Source organism: Cloacibacillus sp. (genome assembly GCF_020860125.1).
Classification (GTDB): domain Bacteria; phylum Synergistota; class Synergistia; order Synergistales; family Synergistaceae; genus Cloacibacillus.
The window spans coordinates 58,557-79,608 of record NZ_JAJBUX010000018.1 but is presented as its reverse complement, the minus strand read 5'-3'; the positions used below and the strand labels follow the sequence as shown (position 1 = coordinate 79,608).

General features: G+C 53.8%; 18 protein-coding genes. 11 read left to right on the top strand and 7 right to left on the bottom strand.

Annotated elements, in window-relative coordinates:
* Window positions 1-4 precede the first annotated feature (4 nt).
* From LIO98_RS02545 to LIO98_RS02500, 10 genes are all read left to right on the top strand, one after another.
* A complete protein-coding gene (locus LIO98_RS02545) occupies window positions 5-1,042 on the top strand; it encodes an ABC transporter ATP-binding protein (RefSeq protein ID WP_291953017.1) in 1,038 nt (345 codons plus the stop codon).
* Window positions 1,032-2,000 carry a dipeptide ABC transporter ATP-binding protein gene (locus LIO98_RS02540; RefSeq protein ID WP_291953015.1) on the top strand — a complete coding sequence of 323 codons (969 nt, stop codon included), beginning with the start codon at window positions 1,032-1,034 and terminating at the stop codon, window positions 1,998-2,000. Before LIO98_RS02545 ends, LIO98_RS02540 begins: the two co-directional genes overlap by 11 nt.
* A 129-nt stretch (window positions 2,001-2,129) precedes the next feature.
* Window positions 2,130-3,809, top strand: coding sequence for a peptide ABC transporter substrate-binding protein (locus LIO98_RS02535; RefSeq protein ID WP_291953013.1), 1,680 nt, complete (start codon window positions 2,130-2,132; stop codon window positions 3,807-3,809).
* 591 nt (window positions 3,810-4,400) lie between these two features.
* Window positions 4,401-5,579, top strand: a complete 1,179-nt coding sequence (locus LIO98_RS02530; RefSeq protein ID WP_291953011.1) for a saccharopine dehydrogenase C-terminal domain-containing protein — start codon at window positions 4,401-4,403, stop codon at window positions 5,577-5,579.
* 172 nt (window positions 5,580-5,751) lie between these two features.
* The gene (locus LIO98_RS02525) at window positions 5,752-7,248 is read left to right on the top strand and encodes an amino acid carrier protein (RefSeq protein ID WP_291953009.1); all 1,497 of its coding nucleotides are present in this window, start codon (window positions 5,752-5,754) and stop codon (window positions 7,246-7,248) included.
* 75 nt (window positions 7,249-7,323) lie between these two features.
* Window positions 7,324-7,638: a pyrimidine/purine nucleoside phosphorylase gene (locus LIO98_RS02520; RefSeq protein WP_291953007.1), complete on the top strand. Its 315-nt coding sequence runs from the start codon at window positions 7,324-7,326 to the stop codon at window positions 7,636-7,638.
* 9 nt (window positions 7,639-7,647) lie between these two features.
* Complete coding sequence (locus LIO98_RS02515) at window positions 7,648-9,054, top strand: Sapep family Mn(2+)-dependent dipeptidase (RefSeq protein ID WP_291953005.1); 1,407 nt, start codon at window positions 7,648-7,650, stop codon at window positions 9,052-9,054.
* A complete protein-coding gene (locus tag LIO98_RS02510; protein WP_291953003.1) occupies window positions 9,051-10,256 on the top strand; it encodes an MFS transporter in 1,206 nt (401 codons plus the stop codon). The genes LIO98_RS02515 and LIO98_RS02510 overlap by 4 nt, the downstream gene beginning before the upstream one ends.
* Before the next feature lie 3 nt (window positions 10,257-10,259).
* Window positions 10,260-11,075, top strand: a complete 816-nt coding sequence (locus LIO98_RS02505) for a pyrroline-5-carboxylate reductase dimerization domain-containing protein (protein WP_291953001.1) — start codon at window positions 10,260-10,262, stop codon at window positions 11,073-11,075.
* 180 nt (window positions 11,076-11,255) lie between these two features.
* Window positions 11,256-12,464, top strand: a complete 1,209-nt coding sequence (locus tag LIO98_RS02500; protein ID WP_291952999.1) for an MFS transporter — start codon at window positions 11,256-11,258, stop codon at window positions 12,462-12,464.
* On the opposite strand, the gene LIO98_RS02495 is transcribed toward LIO98_RS02500, so the two are convergent.
* From LIO98_RS02495 to LIO98_RS02475, 5 genes are all read right to left on the bottom strand, one after another.
* A complete protein-coding gene (locus tag LIO98_RS02495) occupies window positions 12,461-13,627 on the bottom strand; it encodes a M20/M25/M40 family metallo-hydrolase (RefSeq protein ID WP_291952997.1) in 1,167 nt (388 codons plus the stop codon). The genes LIO98_RS02500 and LIO98_RS02495 overlap by 4 nt on opposite strands.
* A gap of 3 nt (window positions 13,628-13,630) precedes the next feature.
* Window positions 13,631-14,788: a PucR family transcriptional regulator gene (locus LIO98_RS02490; RefSeq protein WP_291952996.1), complete on the bottom strand. Its 1,158-nt coding sequence runs from the start codon at window positions 14,786-14,788 to the stop codon at window positions 13,631-13,633.
* Window positions 14,789-14,800: 12 nt separating this feature from the next.
* Window positions 14,801-15,643 carry a nitrilase-related carbon-nitrogen hydrolase gene (locus LIO98_RS02485; protein WP_291952993.1) on the bottom strand — a complete coding sequence of 281 codons (843 nt, stop codon included), beginning with the start codon at window positions 15,641-15,643 and terminating at the stop codon, window positions 14,801-14,803.
* Window positions 15,644-15,740: 97 nt separating this feature from the next.
* Window positions 15,741-16,685, bottom strand: a complete 945-nt coding sequence (locus LIO98_RS02480; RefSeq protein ID WP_291952991.1) for an agmatinase family protein — start codon at window positions 16,683-16,685, stop codon at window positions 15,741-15,743.
* Window positions 16,686-16,721: 36 nt separating this feature from the next.
* Window positions 16,722-18,191: a sodium/proline symporter gene (locus tag LIO98_RS02475; RefSeq protein ID WP_291952990.1), complete on the bottom strand. Its 1,470-nt coding sequence runs from the start codon at window positions 18,189-18,191 to the stop codon at window positions 16,722-16,724.
* 334 nt (window positions 18,192-18,525) lie between these two features.
* On the opposite strand from LIO98_RS02475, the gene LIO98_RS02470 reads away from it, so the two are divergent.
* Window positions 18,526-19,032 carry a GNAT family N-acetyltransferase gene (locus LIO98_RS02470; protein ID WP_291952989.1) on the top strand — a complete coding sequence of 169 codons (507 nt, stop codon included), beginning with the start codon at window positions 18,526-18,528 and terminating at the stop codon, window positions 19,030-19,032.
* On the opposite strand, the gene LIO98_RS02465 is transcribed toward LIO98_RS02470, so the two are convergent.
* Entirely contained in the window at window positions 19,007-19,456 is a 450-nt protein-coding gene (locus LIO98_RS02465; protein WP_291952988.1) for a hypothetical protein, read from the bottom strand. The genes LIO98_RS02470 and LIO98_RS02465 overlap by 26 nt on opposite strands.
* A gap of 434 nt (window positions 19,457-19,890) precedes the next feature.
* A complete protein-coding gene (locus tag LIO98_RS02460; protein WP_291952987.1) occupies window positions 19,891-21,015 on the bottom strand; it encodes a sodium ion-translocating decarboxylase subunit beta in 1,125 nt (374 codons plus the stop codon).
* Between the last annotated feature and the right edge of the window lie 37 nt (window positions 21,016-21,052).

Below are 21,052 nucleotides of genomic sequence, written 5' to 3'. Positions count from 1 at the left end.
AGACATGGCTGAAAATAAAAACGTACTTGAAATACGCAATCTGCATACCTCTTTCTTTACTCATCTCGGCGAAGTAAAGGCGATACGGGGCATCGACATTCATATAGAGAGCGGGGAGACTCTAGGTATCGTCGGAGAGTCAGGCAGCGGCAAAAGCGTCACCTCTCTTTCCATAATGCGTCTGCTGCTGCACCCCGGAAGGGTCGTAGACGGAGAGATTCTCTTCAAAGGAGAAGATCTTCTGAAAAAAACAGAGCATGAGATGACAAAGATACGCGGAAATAATATTGCGATGATCTTTCAAGACCCCATGACCTCGTTGAATCCGGTGCTGCGGGTCGGCTTTCAGATCGAAGAGGCCCTGCTGCAGCATCAGCGCCTCACAAAAAAGGAGGCCGCGGAAAAGGCCGTCGAAATGCTGGAGATGGTCGGCATCCCAGATTCCAAAAGGCGTGCCGCCTGCTATCCGCATGAGTTTTCAGGTGGGATGCGGCAGCGGGCAATGATAGCGATGGCGCTCTCCTGCCGTCCGGAGCTTCTTATCGCCGACGAACCTACGACGGCGCTTGACGTGACGATACAGGCACAGATCATCCGGCTCATAAAGGAGCTTGGACAAAATACCGGAACCTCTACCATCCTGATCACACACGACCTCGGCGTAGTGGCGGATATCTGCACCCGAATAGACGTCATGTACGCGGGTTTGGTCATGGAGGAGGGGAAAACCGACGACGTATTTTTTAACCCCGCGCATCCGTATACGATGGGACTGCTGAGGTCGATACCAAATGTGGCCACCGGCGCGCGCCACAGACTCATTCCAATACCGGGGACGCCGCCGGACCTCCTGAATCCGCCTCAAGGCTGTCCATTCTCACCAAGATGCAGTTTTTCCATGAATATATGCACCAGCCACCGCCCGGGATACTATCAAGTTGGAGAGGGACACAAAGCGGCCTGCTGGCTGCTTGACAAACATGCGCCGTGCTGCGACCGCTATAACGAGATGAAAGGAGGCATTAGTTCAGTTGAACGATAATATCCTTCTTGACGTTAGAAACCTAAAAAAATATTTCTATAAAGACGAAGGGCTGATCTCAAAAAAGGTACAAGAGATAAAGGCCGTCGACAACGTCAGCTTTTACATCCGAAAGGGAGAGACGCTGGGTCTTGTCGGAGAATCCGGCTGCGGAAAAACCACCGTTGGCAGAACCGTCATGCGCCTCTACGAACCGACGGCGGGCGAGATATACTATGACGGCATTGACGTCGCCAGGCTCTCTCCCAAAACCTTTATGCCCTACCGCAAGAAGATCCAGATGATATTCCAGGACCCTTACGCCTCGCTCAACCCCCGAATGACCGTCGCCGACATCATTGGCGAACCGCTTGACATCCATAAGCTCGCCTCAGGTAAAGAACGTCAGGAAAGGATATTTGAGCTGCTCAAAAGGGTCGGCCTGCGCAAAAACCACGCCAACAGATATCCGCATGAATTTTCCGGCGGGCAGCGGCAGCGGATAGGGATCGCCAGAGCGCTGTCGGTAATGCCGGAACTCATAATATGCGACGAACCGATATCGGCGCTCGATGTTTCCGTGCAGGCACAGATCGTGAATATGATGGAAGATCTGCAGCGGGAGATCGGCCTCACCTATCTTTTCATCGCGCACGACCTCTCCATGGTACGGCATATCTCAAACCGCGTCGGTGTAATGTACCTTGGAAGCCTCATGGAGGTAACTACCGCTGACGAGCTATACAACAACCCGCAGCACCCATACACCATAGCTCTGCTCTCCTCGATCCCCATTCCCAATCCTCGGGCGGAGAAAAAAAACATCATCCTTGAGGGCGAGGTGCCAAGTCCGCTCAATCCGCCGTCAGGATGCCGGTTTCGCACACGCTGCCGCTACGCCAAAAAAGTTTGCTCCGAGGTGACTCCAGAATTAAGAAACCTCGGCTCGGAACACTATGCAGCCTGCCACCTCCTTTAATAATGAAAACAGAGGGGAGAAATGCCGTGCAAGAGACACAAAAAACAGAGACGCAGAGAGAAAGATGTTTGACCATTTGATGCCGGAACACGGGCATTGCCTGAGTTAGCCGAAAGGAGCATCCACATGTTGACAAAAAAGAGATTTGAATTGATAGCAGCCATCGTACTTGTATTCACAGCTTTCTTCTCACAGGCGGCCGTTGCATACGCGGCGCCGAAGGTGTTGGTATTCAACCACGGTAAGGAAATCAAAGCTTGGGACCCCTCGATCGATGATTCTGGAGGGAGTTTCGTCATAGGCAACATCTTCGAGGGACTGATGAAAGATACAAAAGACGGCAAGCTGGCCCCCGGACAGGCGGAGAAATATACGATATCTCCGGACGGACTTACCTATACCTTTTATCTGAAGCCGAATATCACATGGTCTGACGGGAAACCCGTCACCGCTAAAGACTTTGAGTACGCGTGGCTGAGACTCCTTGACCCCAAAGCCGGTTCAGAGTATTCGTATATGGGTACCTCGTATATAAAAAACGCGAAGGCATTCTTTGACGGAAAGGTAAAGGCAAGCGAAGTCGGCGTCAAGGCCCTGGATGATAAGACATTTCAGGTCGTTCTGGAATCGAAGGTGCCCTATTTCCTCAACCTGACGACATTCTTCTCCTTCATGCCCGTAAGAAAGGACATCGTGGAAAAATATGGCGACGGGTGGGAAAAGAACCCCAAGACCTGTATCTCGAACGGACCGTTCGTTCTGGAATCCTATAAAATCGGCGACAACCTCACGATTGCCAAAAATCCCCAGTATTATGACAGCAAGAATGTGAAGATTGATAAGGTAAAAATGGTATTCGTCTCCGACCAAACAACCGCACTTAACGCGTTCAACGCGGGAGATATCCATGTAAATCCGGAAATACCGCCGGCAGAGATTCCAAGACTCATCGCCGAAGAACCTAATCTGGTATTCACACCGAGAATGCAGACCGCATACATCATCTTCAACGTCGACAAACCTCCATTCAACGACGTGCGTGTCAGAAAAGCCTTCGCGCTCGCGCTCAACAGAAAGGCGATCTGCGAATCCGCTCTCAAAGGCGGAGAGACTCCTGCGACAGGCATCGTCCCTCCAGTACTTTCACTCTCGACAGGCGAAAGCTTCAGAACTCTCGACAAGAACGGCAAGCCGACCACAGAGTACGGTATCGACCCCAATGCCGCGCGCGTGGAAGAGGCGCAAAAATTATTGGCAGAGGCCGGATATCCCAATGGAAAGGGCTTCCCGAAGGTAACCTATACCTACGTAACGAGAGAATCTCTTAAAAAGATGTCCGAGGCTATCCAGGAGATGCTGAAAAACAACCTTAACGTTAAAGTTGAGCTTGACAATATGGAATGGCAGGTGCTCGTCGACAAGAGAAAAAGAGGGGATTTCATAATCAGCGGCGGCAACTGGACCGGCGATTATGCTGATCCGATGACCTTCTTCGATGCCTACGCGACAGACAGCAGCTGGAATGAATGCCAGTGGAGATGGAAAAAGTCAAAAGTGGCTCCCAACGACACGGTCCTCAATCCGGAACATAAGGCCTTTGAACAGGAAATTTTGATGGCGCAGAAAACATCGGGTACCACGCGTAACGGGCATCTCAAGAACGCGGAAAAGATACTCATGGACGCGACACCCGTATCGCCGCTCTATTATGGCAACTTCTGTTACCTCGTCAATCAGGACAAGGTACGCGACGTATGGATGAACAAGGTCGGGGAATATAAATTCTGGGACGCGGAAATGGTACAGTAATATCAATATATCGGAATTAAAATGATGAGGCAAGGACCGCTGATTATTAACATATGCGCGGTCCCCGCGCCTTTTACCCTTATCCAGCCTTACAGGCTAAAATCGGCGCCGCTTTGCATATGTCCGCAGGGCAGCGCAAACTTCTGCAATAAACATTATGGAAAACTCACGCATCAATCGGATAGGCCTCCATTACTGATCCGTGGCTGCAGAAATGGATGCTAAAAATGACTGCCCTGACAGCCGCTTCATTTACGATAAATCGACTCCTGTCAATAAAATCGCCGTACTGTTTACATGAATTATCAGCAGTTTCTATTTATTTCGATAGATCCCACCCTACGTGATCGTATTTTCGCCTGGGCACTGATTTATAGTGGTATTTCATGCGATTATCACATATTGTAACGCTATCACGACGCATCAGTACAAACAAAATCAATGCTTGACGATATACAAAAGACATGATATATTCACATCAGATCGTTGGATGAACCTATGGTAGTGCCAGAATTTGTTTTCAAGTATACATCGTATCCATTAATTTCTTATTGTCAGCAAAATAAATTCATATCAATAGGAGGAACAAAGATGGCAACAAAGAAAAAAGCTCTACAGATCGGCGCGGGAATGGTAGGCCGCTGCATAGTTCACGACATGATCAGCGATTTTGATTTTGTCGTGCTGGACATGAGCGAGGAAAACCTTGCCGAGACCAAGCGTCTCTATCCAAGTGTCGAAACAGTCAAAGGCTCCGCTACCGATAAGGATCTGATCGCAAAGCTTTCGGCTGACTGTGACATCATCACCGCGGCAATGCCAGGGACTGTCGGCTATCTGGTAACTCAGATTGCGATGGAGCTCGGTAAAAAGATCTCCAATGTTTCCAGCATGCACGGCCGTTCAGACGAACCCTATGACAAAATCGGCCAGGAGACCGGCGGGCTCGGCATCTCAATGATCGGCTTTGAGCCCGGCATGAGCAACTTCTTCGGCGGGCGCGGCTATTACAAGCTCGATAAGTGCGAAGAGATGTACGTCTACGTCGGCGGCGGCCTCCCCGTGAATCCCCGTCCTCCCTTCAACTATTTCACTACCTGGTCGATCTCCGACAATCTCAACCAGTTCAACCAGCCGACGACGGTCGTCCGCGGCGGTAAAGAGATGGTCATCCCCGCTCTCAGCGAGGTAATGGACTTTGAGATAGAGGAATTCAAAAATCTCGAATGCTTCACAAGCAACGGACTCGGCGGGCTCTTCCGCAGCTTCAAGGACGTACCCGAGATGGCGGCCTACACCGTCCGCTGGCCCGGCCTTGCGGCGCAGATGCGCCTGCTCAACGACCTTGACCTCTTCGACAAGGAAGAGAGAATGCTCGGCAAGGTCAAACAGGTCCCACGCGACATTCTTATCGACATCTTCTCAAAGAAATATCAGAGACAGCCGGGAGAGGTCGACATGTCCGTCTTGAAGATCGTCGTCAAGGGCATCAAAGGCGATGACCGTGTGACGTACACTTGGGAGATCGCCCAGAAGGAAATCCCCGAAACGGGCTACACTTCGATGGCCTGGACTACCGCCTGCACCTGCGGCATCTTCGCGCGCGCGATGGTCGACGGGAAACTCACCGGCAAGGGAATGCTCGCCGCGGAAAAACTCGCCAAGGACGACGACTTCTATAACTGGGTCATGGCCGAACAGGCAAAGCGCGGCATCTTCTACAAAGAAAAAGTAGAGGTAGAAAAGAACGTAAAACTCTGGGAAAAATAAGTTTATCTGGAATAAATGCAGGCAGGAAGTTGTCCCTTCCTGCCTGTTTACGTAACAAGCGACGCGTGAAGCGTCAGCACAACGAAAAAACAACATCCTACTGCTTTTAAGCACCTTAGTCAAACAATAATAACACTTATTTATCGATTATACAAATCACGGAGGTACCGGCATGGATGCAACGATAGCAAAACAGGTGGAAGCGGCGCTCGAATATGTCGCGTGGACCGTACTCTGGAACAAATATTTCGCAATAATGTTTCTTCTTCTCGGGCTGTTCCTCACTATCGGAACGGGTTTTTTCCAGTTCCGCCGTTTTGGGGATATCTTCTATAATACCCTGGGAGGTCTCTTCCGTAAGAACAAAAAAGTCAGAGAAAGCAAGGTTTCTTCCTTTGGCGCCTTTGCCACGGCGCTGGGCGGCACCGTAGGCAACGGCAATATCGCCGGCGTGGCAAGCGCGATCGCCATCGGCGGACCGGGAGCGCTCTTCTGGATGTGGATGGCGGCGTTGGTGGGAATGGTCACCAAGATGAGCGAGATCGTCCTTACTCAGCATTATAAGCAGCGCTATGAGGACGGTTCATCGTACGGAAGCGCGGCGTATTATATCCAAAAGGGACTTGTGGAGGGTAAAGGCTGGAAGTGGTGCAAGATACTATCCCTCATCTTCACCGTGATGATGATCGGCGCCTTCTATTTCGCGCCCGGACCGTACACGATCGTTGAAGCCCTGCAAAGCGCCTTCAAACTTTCGGGAACGACCGCCATATTTTGCGCGATATTCTATACTGGGATTTGCTATGTGATCGTACTCGGCGGTATCCCGCGTATCGTAAAATTCGCGGAACGCGCCGTACCTGCGATGGTGATCTGCTATCTGGCCGCTGGACTGCTGATAATAATTAAGGACCTGCCGGCTGCGATCGCCGGTATCAAATCGATATTCTATTATGCCTTCCAGCCCTACGCGGCGGTCGGAGGCTTTGCCGGAGTTACGGTGATGAAGGTCGTTCAGGTCGGCGTGGCAAGAAGCGTATACAGCAACGAGGCCGGCTGGGGCAGCTCGCCGATCATCCACGCGGCCGTCAACGTCGACCATCCGGGACGCCAGGGACTGTGGGGCGCGATGGAGGTCTTCATGGATACGATGGTCGTCTGCACCATCACCGGCTTGATGGTCATCATCACCGGCGCGTGGCAGACAGGACGCGGCGGCGCCGGTTCGGTCGGCGAAGCGCTGGGGATAGCCTTCGGCGGATATGCCCCGCACATGCTGGCGTTCTTTATGATAATCTTCTCCCTCACCACGACAACGGGCTGGTTCTCATATCTGGAATCGCTCATCGTCTACTGTGTTCAGAATAAGCCCCACGAGGAGCGCATGAAATATGTGAGGTTTGTACGCTACACGGGGCCGATGGTTCCCCTCTGCGTCTCGATGTTCTTCTTCTATCACGGGACCGTCCCCTCAGTCGTATGGATGATGCTTGATATACAGTCGGCCCTGCCGGTCTATGTAAACGTCATCGCCCTGACACTGCTCTCGCCAGTAATATTCAAGCTGGTCAAGGAATTTGAGACGGATTATCTGAACCCTGAAAAGGCGGCGAGACTGGCGGCCAAGGCGGCTGCTAAGTCCGGCGCTAAGGCTGCCGACGAAAACTAAAAAGTCTAACAGTAGCTGCTATGGGGAGGAGCGCGGCGCTCTTCCCCATTAATCAAGAGAACAGGAGGATATGTGATGTCAGAATTCATAAATTCAGTCGATGTCAAGGTAAAGGTAAATATCTACTGCGACGGCAAGGTGCAGAGCCGCACTCTTCGCTATCCAGACGGAAAGACGCAGACTCTTGGCGTATATCTCCCCGGGGAGTTTGAGTTCCATTCGGACGGTCCGGAGAAGGTGATAATGACGGGCGGCGCGGTCGAAGTTTTATTTCCGGGAGACAAAGACTGGCGGCTGGTGGAGACCGGCGGCTGCTATGACGTGCCGGCAAATACCGTATTTAAAGTCCGCTGTGGCGAAATTTCAGAATACATCTGCGATTTTCTCTAGGCTTCTGCAATGAACGAGAGGCTCGACAGGATCGTAAAATCATATCTTCCGCGGCTGGTGCAGAGCGTATGTGAAAGTGTACGCATTCCCAGCCTCTGCGCGGAGGACGCCAGCGGTTTTCCCTACGGCATGGAGATAGCCCGCGCCGCCGACCACGCGATGGCCTGCGCCAGACAGCTGGATTTCAAAGTTACGGATCTGGACGGTAAAATATGCTGGGCCGATTACGGCGACGGAGAAGAGACGGTGGCCGTCATGGGACACCTTGACGTGGTGGCTCCCGGCGAGGGCTGGGATTTCGAGCCGTTCTGCGGATGCGTTAAAAACGGGGCCATTCTCGGACGCGGCACGCAGGACGATAAGGGACCGCTTTTCAGCTCTCTCTACGCCTTGAAGGCGGTGGCAGACCTCGGTATCCCGCTTTCGAAGAGAGTGCGGATAATCTTCGGCATGGACGAAGAGAGCGGCAAAATGCGCGACGTGGAGGCTTATCTTAAAAGTGAACGGCCGCCGCTCTACGCCTTTACCCCTGACGGAGCCTATCCGGTAGTCAATACGGAAAAGGGAACGATAAAATTTACCTCCACGGCGGTATTTGAAACAACTTCAGAGGAAGGACTTTCTTTGGAAAAGATAGCCGGCGGTGAAAGTGTCGGCTCGGTCCCCGCGAGAGCGGAGGCCGTGCTCAGGGGAGAGATACAGGCACTTGAAAGAACCGCAAGCGCCGTTGCCGCCGCGGCTAAAAGGAACGGCTGGAAAACAAAAATAGCCGCCGCCAGCGACCATCTTACCATTACCGTTTACGGGAAAGCGGCTCACGCCACACTGCCCGAGCTTGGAGAAAACGCCGTCGGCAGACTGCTGATCCTCCTCCAAGCCGCTGAAATCAGCGGCGGCGCCGGAAAATTCGTGCGTTTCCTCGCGGACAAAATCGGCGTGGAGGCGGACGGCCGCTCGCTTGGCATAAGGGCCTCACACGCACATTGCGGCGCGCTGACCGTGAATATGGCGAAAATCAGCGGCGACAAGCATTCCATCACCGTCACCTGCGGCATATACATCCCAGCCGAGACGATATCCTTCGACAGTGTATGCGCTGCGCTGGAACAGACCTTCTCCGCGGCGGGCGGCAGCTTTGATCCCTTCGCGAAGGCGGCGCCGCTCTTCTACAGCCCGGAGCATCCGCTGATAAAGACCCTCCAGCGCGGCTATCACAACGCCACCGGTAAAGAGCCCTATCTCGTCAGTATGTGCGGCGGTACATACTCCAAGAGGATGCCCAACATGGTTCCCTACGGGGCCACCTTTGAAAACGAGGACGACAGGGCGCACGGAGCAAACGAGAGGCTTTTGATCACCAACCTGATGGAAAGCACGAGGCTGATGGCGTACGCGATATTAGAGATGGCGAGATGAACGGGACGAAGAAAATATTAAGCCCGGAACTCGGTTATATTCTCATATTTTTCTCTATCACCTTTATCAGCGCCTCCATGGAGAGCGGCTATTATTTTCTGCTCCCCTATCTTGAGGGCCGAGGCATTTCCCTCGGCGCGCTCGGGGGCGTAGCTATGGGGATATGCTACGGCGTCTCATTCTTCTCCCGCCCCCTCGTCCCACTCTTCGAGCAGCGCCTCGGCGACGACAAGATGCTCTGGGGAGGCTACGCCTGCTTTTTCATCAGCGCCGCCGGGGTGGCGCTCTTTTCGGGGGCAATGGGCTCCGTTATCGCCTGGCGCGGGATATTCGGCCTCGGGCTGAGTATGGTCGGGGTCTCTCTCACCGCTTACGAGCGGCGGTTTATCCCCGAAAAGATCAGAGGCCGCAGCATCGCGCTGATAACGACGGCCTACAACCTCCCATCGCTGGTGATCGTCCCCGTAATGGAGTTTCTCATCACACGAGAGTTCTACCGCTGCTATATCTTCTTCTTTCCCCTGCTGATCGCTGCGGGAACGGCCGCCGTCCGCAAGCTGCCAAAGATCGGGAATGATGAGTCCCAGGTGGCGGGGGAAAAAGATGGCGCACGGCTTTCATATATCTCACTGCTCCGTAATCCGCAGATCGCGCTCTTCGCGGCCTCGGCCGCCCTCTTCGCGCTGACGGACGCAGGACAGCTTACGTTCGTTCAACTCTCCGGCGAGCTGGGACTTGCTGCCTCATACTTTTTCAGCGTCTCGGCCGGCACGGCGCTGCTCTTCCGCATTCTCTGCGGGAAACTGATCGACCTCCTGCCCCGCAAGATCTGCGCCGCGGGAGCGACGTCCATTACGGCGGCGATGATGCTGATGATGACTACGGCCTCGTCTCCCTCGGCGCTCATGCTATACGGCTTTATCTTTGGCATCGGGATGGGCTTTGGCTATCCCGCCTTCATGTGTCTTATACTGGACCTCGGAGGCCGGAGATATGTCACCCGCCTCGCGGTGGTCTTCGGACTGATCTATTCCGGCCTCTTTTTCCTGACGCCGGTGATTATGGAGTTTTTTATCGGCATGACCGGAAGCGCCGCGCTGGCGTACAGAATAATCTACGGAGGCGTCTTACTGGCGACTGCCGCTATCGTACCGGTTAGCGCTAAAGTCTATAAAAAAACTAATACAATACAGGAGTGGTAGAAAATGAAGATAGGATTTATGGGTTCAGGAGCGATCGCGGAGATTTTAAGCCAGAAGATAACGGCGAGCAACATCACCAAGCCGTCGGATATCTTCCTTTATGACGTGAGCGCGGAGCGCCTCGCATATATGAGCGGGAAATACGGCCTCACCGTCTGCTGCGAGCCTAAAGATATGATTGCCGCCGCCGACTACGTCTTTATGTGCGTGCGCTCCGACAACGCCATCGATATGGCGAAAACTCTCGGCGGTTACGACTTCACGGGGAAGACAATCGTCTCCATCTCTTCCGGAATCCCCATGGCGCTTTACGAAAACAACGTTCCCGGCGCGGCGGTGGCGCGCGCCCTGCCCAACCCGCCGAGCAGGATCGGCCACGGCGTCATCGCCGTCGCCTTCAACTCCAAGGTAAGTGAGTCCCAGAGGGCCGATCTGATGAAGATCTTCGGCGCGATGGGCACCTGTCTCGCCCTCGGTGAGGATAAGATCAACGCGATAACCTCGCTCACCGGCCCAGCGCCCGTTTACGCCTTTTTCCAGGGCATCGTCGAGTCGGCGCTGCTGCTAGGCATCGACCACAAGACGGCGGCTAAGATGGCCTTCGGTACCGTAGAGGGCTGCCTCAAGGTGTGGGAGAACAATATCGACAACATCAGCGGACTGCTCGCGGAGACCAGCACCCCCGGCGGCATCTCCGTGCGCCAGCTATACAACCTCGAGCAGAACGCCTTCAAGGCCATGGTGAAGGAGTGCTACGAAGAGGGATTTCTGCGCACCAAGGCTTACAGCGACGGCATTCTGGAAATGCTTGATAAATAATAAGGTATAAGGTACGACGTCGATTTAGCAGACAGGCTCCGCTCTCCCGCTACGGCGGGAGAGCGGAGCCCGTTTTATTCAAACAAAATAAAACTTTACTGTGGCATTAATTACCCTGTAACGTTACAATCTCCCTGTATCCTTGTTAATCGTAAGATTGATTTCCGCGGAGGGATATTTATGCCGAAGTACGTCTCACCGACAAGAGATAATCCCAGCATCCCAGCCTCGGCGTGGGGTTATATACTGCTGTTTTTCTGTATCACCTTTATCAGCACCGCGCTTGAGAGCGGCTATTACTTCATGCTTCCCTACCTCGCGGGAATCGGAATCTCCGCGGGAGAGCTAGGCGGCGTAGTCATGGGGGTGTGCTACGGGGTCTCTTTCTCGCTGCGCCCCTTTATCCCGATAGCGGAACAGCGCTTCGGAGGCCGCAGCCTGATACGTTTCGGCTACGGCTGTTTCTTCGTCAGCGCGGCGGGCGTCGCGCTCTTTGCGGGAATGGTGAAGAGCGTGATCCTGTGGCGCGCCGTCGCCGGCGCCGGCTTCGGGATCGTCGGCATCATGATGACGGCCTATGAGCGGCAGTTTATACCTGAAAATATCCGCGGCCGCAGCATCGGGCTGATCTCCACCGCCTACAATCTGCCCTCTCTCATCGTTGTGCCGGCGATGGAGTTCCTGATCTCAGAGGGCTTTTTCAAAAGCTATATATTTTTCTTTCCGCTGCTGGTGACAGCCGGCATCGCCGCCATAAGGCGCCTGCCACCGCTCCCCGCCGAGAACGCAGCCACACACGCGTACGGAGAAACGGAGGAGAAGGCCTCTTATCTTGTACTGCTCAAGAGACCGCAGATAATCTTTTTCATTATCTCAGCCATGCTATTCGCTCTCACCGACGCGGGGCAGCTGCGCTTTGTGCAGCTGGCGCAGGAACGAGGCGTCGCCGCCTCCTACTTCTTCAGCGTCTCGGCGGGAACGGCGCTGTTGTTCAGGATTATTTTCGGACATCTCATCGACCGGCTGCCGCGCAAGCTGTGCGCGCCGGTATCGACTACGGTAACGGCGGCGATGATGTTCACGATGACCTTCGTCTCCACCCCTGCGATGCTGATGCTCTGCGGCTTTACCTTCGGCCTCGCGATGGGCTTCGGTTATCCGGCCTTTATGTGTCTGACGATAGACCTTGGGGGACGGCGCTATGTGACGCGCCTCGCCGTCCTCTTCGGCCTGCTCTATTCCAGTCAGTTCTTCATTACGCCGATCATCATGGAATTCCTCATCCGGCTAGCGGGCGACGCGGCTGGAGCCTACCGCCTGCTCTACGGCGCGGTATTCCTCGCCGCGGCGGCTCTTGTACCACTGAGTCCGCGGGTATACCGGCGTTAAGAGACTATATAATTGCAGTACAGCTTAGCCATCTTCTTTATATCTTCCAGCGCGATCTTCTCATCCTCGTTGCTGTGATAGATATCCTCGCCCGGCCCTATTATGGCGAAGGGAATGCCGAGGGAGGGAACGACGACGGATGTATCACAGAGATAGTATATCCCCGTCTTTTTTGGTTTGTATCCCAGCGATCTGTATATATCCTCAAATCTCTTTATATGAGGGGAATTTTCGTCCATCGCGCATGGCAGTCGCAGATTGTCCACACATATCTTGAAACCGGCTTCCGGATATTTTTCATTCAATTCTTTGGCGGTACCGTTGATCATCGATAGAATCTTCTTTTCGTTTATCGCGGGGAGAAACCTGATATCCAGAGAGGCTCTCGCGCTGCCGGGCAGCATATAGCGCGCTATCCCCTTTGACTCAAGCTCAGTGATGACACAGGTGTTATAACCGAGATAGGGATGCGGCTCACCGCGCAGCATTATATTCAGCTTTTTGTGGTATTCGAGAAGGAGTTTCACCACGTCCGCGCTCTGTTTCGGAAAGGCCGCGTGGGCGTAATGCCCGCTGACCTCAGCCCTGACCCAGGCTACCCCCTTCTGCGCGATACCGATCATGCAGCCGGTGGGCTGCACAAAGATAACCTCTCCAATACCTTCCAGAAAACTTCCCTCTACGAGAGCCCTCGCCCCGAGGCCGTCCTCGTCGTTGTCCGCCGTGAAGGCAAAGAAGACATCGCAGGGAAGCTCGCCGCAGCGGGAGAGTATCTCCGCCGCGAGGATCATCGCAGTCGCCCCGCCCTTGTTGATGGCTCCCCTGCCGAAGACATAGCCGCCGGAAAAATCCGCGCTGTAGGGATAATGCTTCCAGCGCAGAGTGCTCTCCAGCCCGATCGTATCGAGGTGACCCATCAGCAGGACCGGAGGACGCTCCGCCCTTCCCTTGATATGCAGCAGGAGAGTGCTCCTGTTTGCCCCGTGCGATATCACACGCGGGGATATCCTTTCGTTGCCGCCGATCAAGGAGAGGATATATTTTACGGCGTCGGCCTCGTCGCCCTGCGGCTGATGGGTCCTTATGCGTATCAGCTGCTGCAGTATATTGAGCGCCCGCGCCTCGTTTATCTCCCTGTTTTTTATCTCGCTTATGTCAGCCACAGATTATCTGCCCCTCAAAGAATATAATTTCAAAGCAAGCGCCACGTTGAACCGGTTGACCGGTAAAGCCAGATCGATATCCAAAATTTCCTGTATTCTTTGATATCTATATTTTAACGTATTATAGTGGAAATTCATTTCTACGGAGCTCTGTTTCAGATTCCATGAATTTTTTTCTATGCACTCCAAGGTATCCAAAAGGTTCTCATATTCACCCTTTGGACTCTCCGTGATAAGCTTTCCCAGCACGGACTCCACAAATCTGTCGGTTTCGGGATGACCGGCAAAGAGCATGAGAAGCCGCATTGCCCCAAGCGAACGCCAGGCCCGGCACCACTCCCCGCCACCGCTCAGAAGACAGGCGACGCGAAAAGCCATCTCCGCCTCCTCGTAACTTTTCGGCAGATCCTCGGTGTCATTTTTTATCGAGCCGAAACCGATGCGGAGATTTTCAAACATCTCTCCCGTCTCGTCCCGTTTTTTTATATTTTCGATAGTATATTCGATAAAGTCGCAGGCCGCGCCCTCGTCCATGGGAAACTGCGGCGTGAAGGCGATGACGATCTTTTTTCTCTCATGCCAGGCCACATAGCGCTTGAAAAAACGGCCAAACTTCTCGTCTATCGCGCTCAGCGCCTCGGACTCTTTCAGCGATCTGTCGCGCTGGCTCTTACCGTAGCCGATCACCGCGACCATGCTGCCCCTCTCCAGGGGGAAGGGACGCTCCTTGAATTCCGCCGCCGCCCTCTCAAGACGCAGCTTTCCCGTGAGAAAACGCTGCAATACATCTGACTCCGCCGACTGGCGCCGCTCGCTCTCCGCCCGTTTCCTCGCGCAGTAGACGCGTATGGAGAGCACCGCGGAGTCTATGCGCCCGTCAATATCCGCGGCGTAATCTTTAGGCAGCAGGAAATGCCCGAGCAGCCGCTCGCCGTCCCTTATCTTTTCAATAAAATAACGCTGCCGCAGCTCCTCCAGCGGATAGGCCCCGACCTGTTCGCTAAAGACGTGGTCGTCGGACTCAATATAGATGGTGCCGTTAGCATCCTTAAAGCAGGCGGGGCTTTTGAGGTTTTCCGCAATCTTCCGCAGAAGCTCCTGAAAGGAATCGGCTGTCAGGGCCACGTCTACGAGAAACTGAAAAAAGCCTCTTTCGTCCATCTCGCGGACCCCTTAAATGTATTTTCGGTAGATATCCAACCGCTCGTTCGCGACCAGGGGCCTCATCTCCCTGACCTCGCGCAGCAGTTTCCCGTCAAGCACGACATCGGCGACCGCCTCCTCGAAAAACGGCAGCTGCAAAAGCAGTTCGCCGTCCGGGGCGACCACATGCGATCCCCCAAAATAATACTCGCCTCCGCCGGCCGCCTGATTACAGCAGACGACGTAGCTCGTCTGTGAAAAAGCGGTGCCAACCGTGAGACGCTGCCAGTTACGGAGGCATCCCGGCGCGGCGCCCCTCTCGAGCACCGTCGCCGCGGATGGATAGAAAAGGACTTCGGCTCCAAGCTTCACGGCAAAGATGGCGTTTGTAACATGCCACAGATCCTCACAAACAAATAGTCCAGCATTTCCCCGCTCAGACTTTGCTACGACGACCTCATCTCCCGCAGTGAAATTAAGATGTTCGGTGTATTGGGCATAGTTGCAGAGATTTATTTTGCGGTGCAGCGCGAGAGTCTCCCCGCCGGCGATATATTCAAGCGCTATATAGGGCCTCTCCGCCCCCTCTTCAAAGAGCGGATAGCTGACCAGAATGTCCGTCTTTGACTTTTTACCGCCCTCGCGCAGCATTGAAAGCCCCTCCGCCACATCCGCCCGCAGAGCTCTTTTCTCCGCCTCGCTCTTGATAAACCCGGAGACGGCATAACCGGAGAGATAAAGCTCCGGCAGTACGATGAGACCGCTGCCGCGCCTAGCGCTCTCGTACATAACTTCAAGAGCCCTCCCGGCGTTTTTCCGCACCTCCGTCAAAGTGGGAGCCAGCTGCGCCAGAGTAATTTTCCATCCTTCCATTCCCAACACCTCCATATACCTTAGTATTATAACCTTTTAAAGGCAGACATGAAGTTATCATGCCTGCCCTCTTAGTTCAGATATTTGCCCGATGAGGTCAGTCCATTATTTTGGCTGCGCGCTCCGTAGGCCGGTAGTTATGGACGAGGAAGTCAAACATCAGCTTCGCAGCGGCGATCGAAGAGAATTCGTTTTTAAGGTCGAAGGGCGGATTAACCTCGGTCACGTTGAAGGAGTGCGTATAGGGCGCCAGCAGCTTCATCAGCTCCTGCAGCTCATACGTGTTGAAGCCGCCTGTCTCGTTGGCGCCGCTTCCGGGGGCGTAAATTCCCTCGAGCACGTCGATATCTATCGTGACGAACATCACCTCGGTATCCCTCGCCGCCTTTTCAAGCGTCAGCTTCGCGGTACCCTCTATCCCGAGTCGGTAGAAATCGCGCGGGCTGATCTCGGTGATACCCCTCTCCACGATATACTCATAGTAGTCGGGATAATTATAGGCGCGACAGCCGATCTGCACCACGTTCCTCGAATCCACCCGCGGCAGCAGCTCTATCGCGCGCCTTATCGAACTGCTGTGCGAAAATTCCCCCTGTATCGGGGTGGAATCCAGCAGGTCGAGGTGTCCGTCAAAATGCACTATCCCGACCTTGCCCTTAACGCTGTCATGCAGCGCCTTTATCTGAGGCCAGGTTATCGAGCAGTCGCCTCCGAGAAGCACCGGTATGTACTTCGCCTGATGCAGCTCGCGGCACCTATTTTCGATACGCTTCTTCGTTTCAAAATGGTCGTATGAGCAGATCTCCACGTCGCCGAAATCCTTCACCTCGGCGTCGCAAAAGTCGATCAGCCGGAACTCTTCAAGATCCATGACCTTGTTGTCGATTATGCGGTCGAATATCCAGGAGGCGTTTTTTCTTATCGACTCCGGCGCGAAACGCGAACCGGGACGACCGTGCGAGGCGTCCTCATCCCAGGGAACGCCAAGTATTCCATATTTTTTCGCGGGGTTTTCTTTTACAGCGGCGATATTCATCTTCATATTTCTCCTTTATCGTTTGTATTATGTTTTATCTGCCTAGGCAGCAACCTTGTTCGGCCAGATGATGGAGGCGGCGATTCCTACGGCGAGGCTCACCGCGAATGACATAAAGAGCGCGGGGATCACCTTCGCGTCTAGGCCGGACATCACCCAGAAGATCGTAAAGGGCATCCCGACGCAGACCACCGCGAAGGCCCCCTTGGCGCTGAACTTTTTCCAGAAGAAGGTGAGCAGGATAATCACGGAGAAGGGATCGCCGATACCTGCCCAGACATAGCCGATAATCTTAAAGATCAGGTTGGAGGGGACGACATATGCAGTTCCAAGAGCCAGCACCGCCATCAGGGCCGTCATGATCCTGGCGAATTTAAGCTCCTGCCGCGAATCGGAATCCTTGGTGAAATAACGTTTGACGATGTTGACGGAGAACTCCGTCGAGGCCAGTACCAACAGAGAGTCCGCGGTGGAGATGAGCGCGGCGAAGGCGGCGACGATGAAAAGCGCGGCGATTGTCGGATGGAAGAATTTCAGCATCACCATCGGGAATACGGATTCCGGGTCTGGAAGTCCGGACGGCCCCCATATCGCAAGGCCGAGCCAGCCTATGGAACAGGCTCCGAAGTAGGCGATCAGCGTCCAGACGATACCGATATTACGCGCGGTGATCGTGTTTTTAAAATCCTTGATCGCCATAAAACGCATCGTAAGCTGCGGCATGCCGCCTAAATAGCCGAAGACATAGGCGAAGCCGCCCAGCACTCCGGCGAACATCGCCCAGCCGCTGCCGCCGCCCAGAATATTCGTATAGGAGGAGCCTGCCTTATGCAGCGCCGCGAATATTCCGTTCGCGTAGACGCCGCTCATGCCGCCGATCTCCATAAATCCAAGGATCGGAGCAATGCCGAGCGCGCAGACCATCAGGAACGCCTGGATACAGTCCGTATAAATGACGCTCTTAAAACCGCCGTATATGGTATAGGGGATGATGATAAGCATTGTGATGACCATACCCGTCGCGGGGCTGATACCGAACATGACGTTAAATACCTTTCCTCCTCCGAGAAGCTGGGCGCCGATGTAAAAGAAGAAGAAAAACACGATGACCATGCAGCTGACGGTCCTTATGCTTGACTCCATGGCGGGGTGCATCTTTGATATCAGATCGACAAATGAAATGGCATCTTTTTCCTCCGCCACTTGTCTGATACGGTAGGCGAGAACGGCCCAGGCGAAGGCTATCCCCACCGCGCAGCCGAACAGGACCCAGAAACAGCTCATGCCGGAGGCATAGGCCCAGCCGGGCAGCCCCAGAAGCGCCCATGACGACTCGCCAGTGGCCCGTTCGGAGAGGGCGGCGGCCCAGCCGGGGATATCACGGCCGCCGATAGCGTAATCCTCTTCATTGGAGACCTTTCTCCCCTGATAGACGCCAAAACCAATAAAACAGGCAAAGTAGAGCACAAAAACAGTGATGTATTGAATATTATTGCTGAAACTCATTTCCATATACAATGCCTCCTATCCTGCTGCTCGATTTTTTAATATACAATTCTTGGCGGGCAGTCAAAATGCTGCAGTCAAATCAACGTGCTCCAAAGAATGAATAAAATATAAAATCTGCGGGAACCTTTTACCATATCTTCACAAGAGGCGATTCTTATACGATAAGTACAAATTTACGTTCAATAAAATTTTGTCATTTTATACCTAAAAACCGAGAATTTTTATTAAAAGAATTCATCGAGGGTATAGCATAAGAAAAACATGAATACTATTTGAGAAGAAAGACGGATAGGCAGGTATAGACTATAATGCGGAGAAAGGAACGGGAGGCGTGGAGATGGAATTCAGGATCAGGCCGTTCAAAGAGAACGACATTGCGGATATCAACGAGATACGTTCTATGCGCGGAGTCATTGAGACGATACCGACGCTTTTTTCGGAGAGCGTCTCGTTCACGGAAGAGGTGATGAAGTCTGTCGGACCGAATGATCCGGTGCTTTCGGCGGTCATTGATACGCCTGAGGGCGAAAAGGTGATCGGCAACGGCGTGCTGCGCCTCACGGAAAAGGCGCGCCTTCGCCACACCGCCTCTGTCGCGCTCATCGTACACGCCGATTACCAGAATATGGGAGTAGGCCGCGCGATTCTCTCGCAGCTGCTGGAGATCGCCGACAAATGGCTGATGCTCGTCCGCGTCGACCTAGAGGTTGCCGCCGACAACGCCGGCGCGATCCATCTCTATGAATCGCTCGGCTTTCAAATAGAGGGGCGTCTCAAATACGCCTTCATGAAAGACGGGAAATACGCGGATCTTCTTATCATGGGGAGATATAATCTCCCTTAAATCGGCGTTTATACGCACGACTAACTTCATAACCGAGGGCTTGGCAATGCTCACCGCACTTTAGTGCGCCTCCGCTTGCCAAGCCCTCAGTTATTTCGTTATTCACACGTCTAAACGCCGATTTATCTTCGATATGGTAAAACATAAATAGCGATTTATCTATCTCCAGCCAGAAGGAAAATCGGCGCGAAGAAGTGCCGTAGGCTAAATAAGCCGGTCCCTGAGTACCGGAGCCGTATTGTTCATACGGCGATTGCAAAGCAATGTCCCCGCCACAGGGCGGGGACACTTTCAAATTATCCATATTGCCGCGGCATGCGGATGCACCTGCCGCAGGACATTCAGAAACCGGCTTATGACGCATACGGTGCTTCTTCACGCCGATTTTTCTGCTATCATGTGAATTTTTCGAAGCCGATTTCATATGAGCGGGGAAAAGAGATAAACAGCGATTTATCTTCGATGGGGTCAATGATAAATTGCGGTTTAGCTTTTGACTTTGCCATTTTAGCCTCCCTCTCTGAGGGAGGTGGATCGCCGCCGCTTTTGCGGCAAGACGGAAGGAGTGTTGCTCTGTTTGGCGCGGAAACCGCGCCAAACAGAGCCCGCGGCAAAAGCCGCGGGAGAACCTAAGGTCAACTCTCCCTCACCCCGCTTCGCGGGGAGCTCCCTCGGAGAGGGCGCCAAAATCTTTGGTAAATCGCTGCTTATCTCTTTCCCTACCCGAAGGAAATCGGCGTTCAGAAGTGCGAGTTGCTAAATAACTCAGGGCTCTGGTACCGGAGCCGTATTTTCATACGGCGAGGACACCAGAGCCCTGAGTTATGACGCAAATCGTGCTTATAAACGCCGATTTTGTTATTTGGAGAGCAGGGTAAGCATAGCTCCCGCCGCAACGGCCGTGCCGATAACGCCGGCAACATTCGGGCCCATAGCGTGCATCAGGATGTAGCTTCCCGGGAACTCCTTCGATACCACCTTCTGGCAGACGCGCGCCGCCATCGGGACGGCGGATACGCCGGCCGCGCCGATGATCGGGTTGATCTTGCCGCCGGAGACAACCTTCATCAGCTGTCCGAAGCAGACGCCGCCCGCGGTGCTGAATACGAAGGCGATAAGCCCAAGGCAGATGATCTTGATCGTCGCCAGTGTGAGGAATGACTCAGCGCTCATCGTCGCGCCGACAGAGATTCCGAGGAATATCGTCGTCGCGTTGAGCACTTCATTCTGCGCCGCAAGCGAGAGACGCTCGGTGCAGCCGCATTCACGCATAAGGTTTCCGAACATCAGCATTCCCACGAGGGGGGCGGAGGCCGGCAGAACGAGTCCGCAGGCGATCGTCGAAACGATCGGGAAGAGGATGCGTTCAGTACGCGTGACGGGACGGAGCTGCTCCATCTTGATCGCACGGTCCTTTTTAGTCGTCAAAAGCTTGATGACCGGGGGCTGGATCAGCGGCACGAGCGACATGTAGCTGTAAGCGGCGACAGCGACGGCTGGCAGGATATCCTTGGCGAGCTTCGCGCAGAGATAGATGGCCGTCGGGCCGTCAGCACCGCCGATGATACCGATGCCGGCCGCTTCCTGGATCGTGAAGCCCATGAACATAGCGCCGATGACCGCGAAAAAGACTCCTATCTGCGCCGCCGCACCGAGAAGGAAGGTGATAGGGTTCGCAAGCAGGGGGCCGAAGTCCGTCAGAGCGCCAATACCCATAAAGATAATAACCGGGTAAAGTTCATGGTCTATGCCAAATTTTACAAAGTAAAGGAAGCCGCCCGGATCAACGATGCCTGAAAGCGGCAGGTTGACCAGAAGGCATCCAAAGGCGATGGGCATAAGCAGCAGAGGCTCAAAACCCTTCGCAATGGCGAGATAGAGCAGGATGAAGGAGACGAGCAGCATAACGAGCGTAGGCCCGTTAAGCGCGACGAATCCCGACTGTTCCACCACACCCTTCAGTGCGGTCAAGTAAAGTTCCATTCAGTTTTCCTCCCTAGGAAAAGACTGCACGAACGCA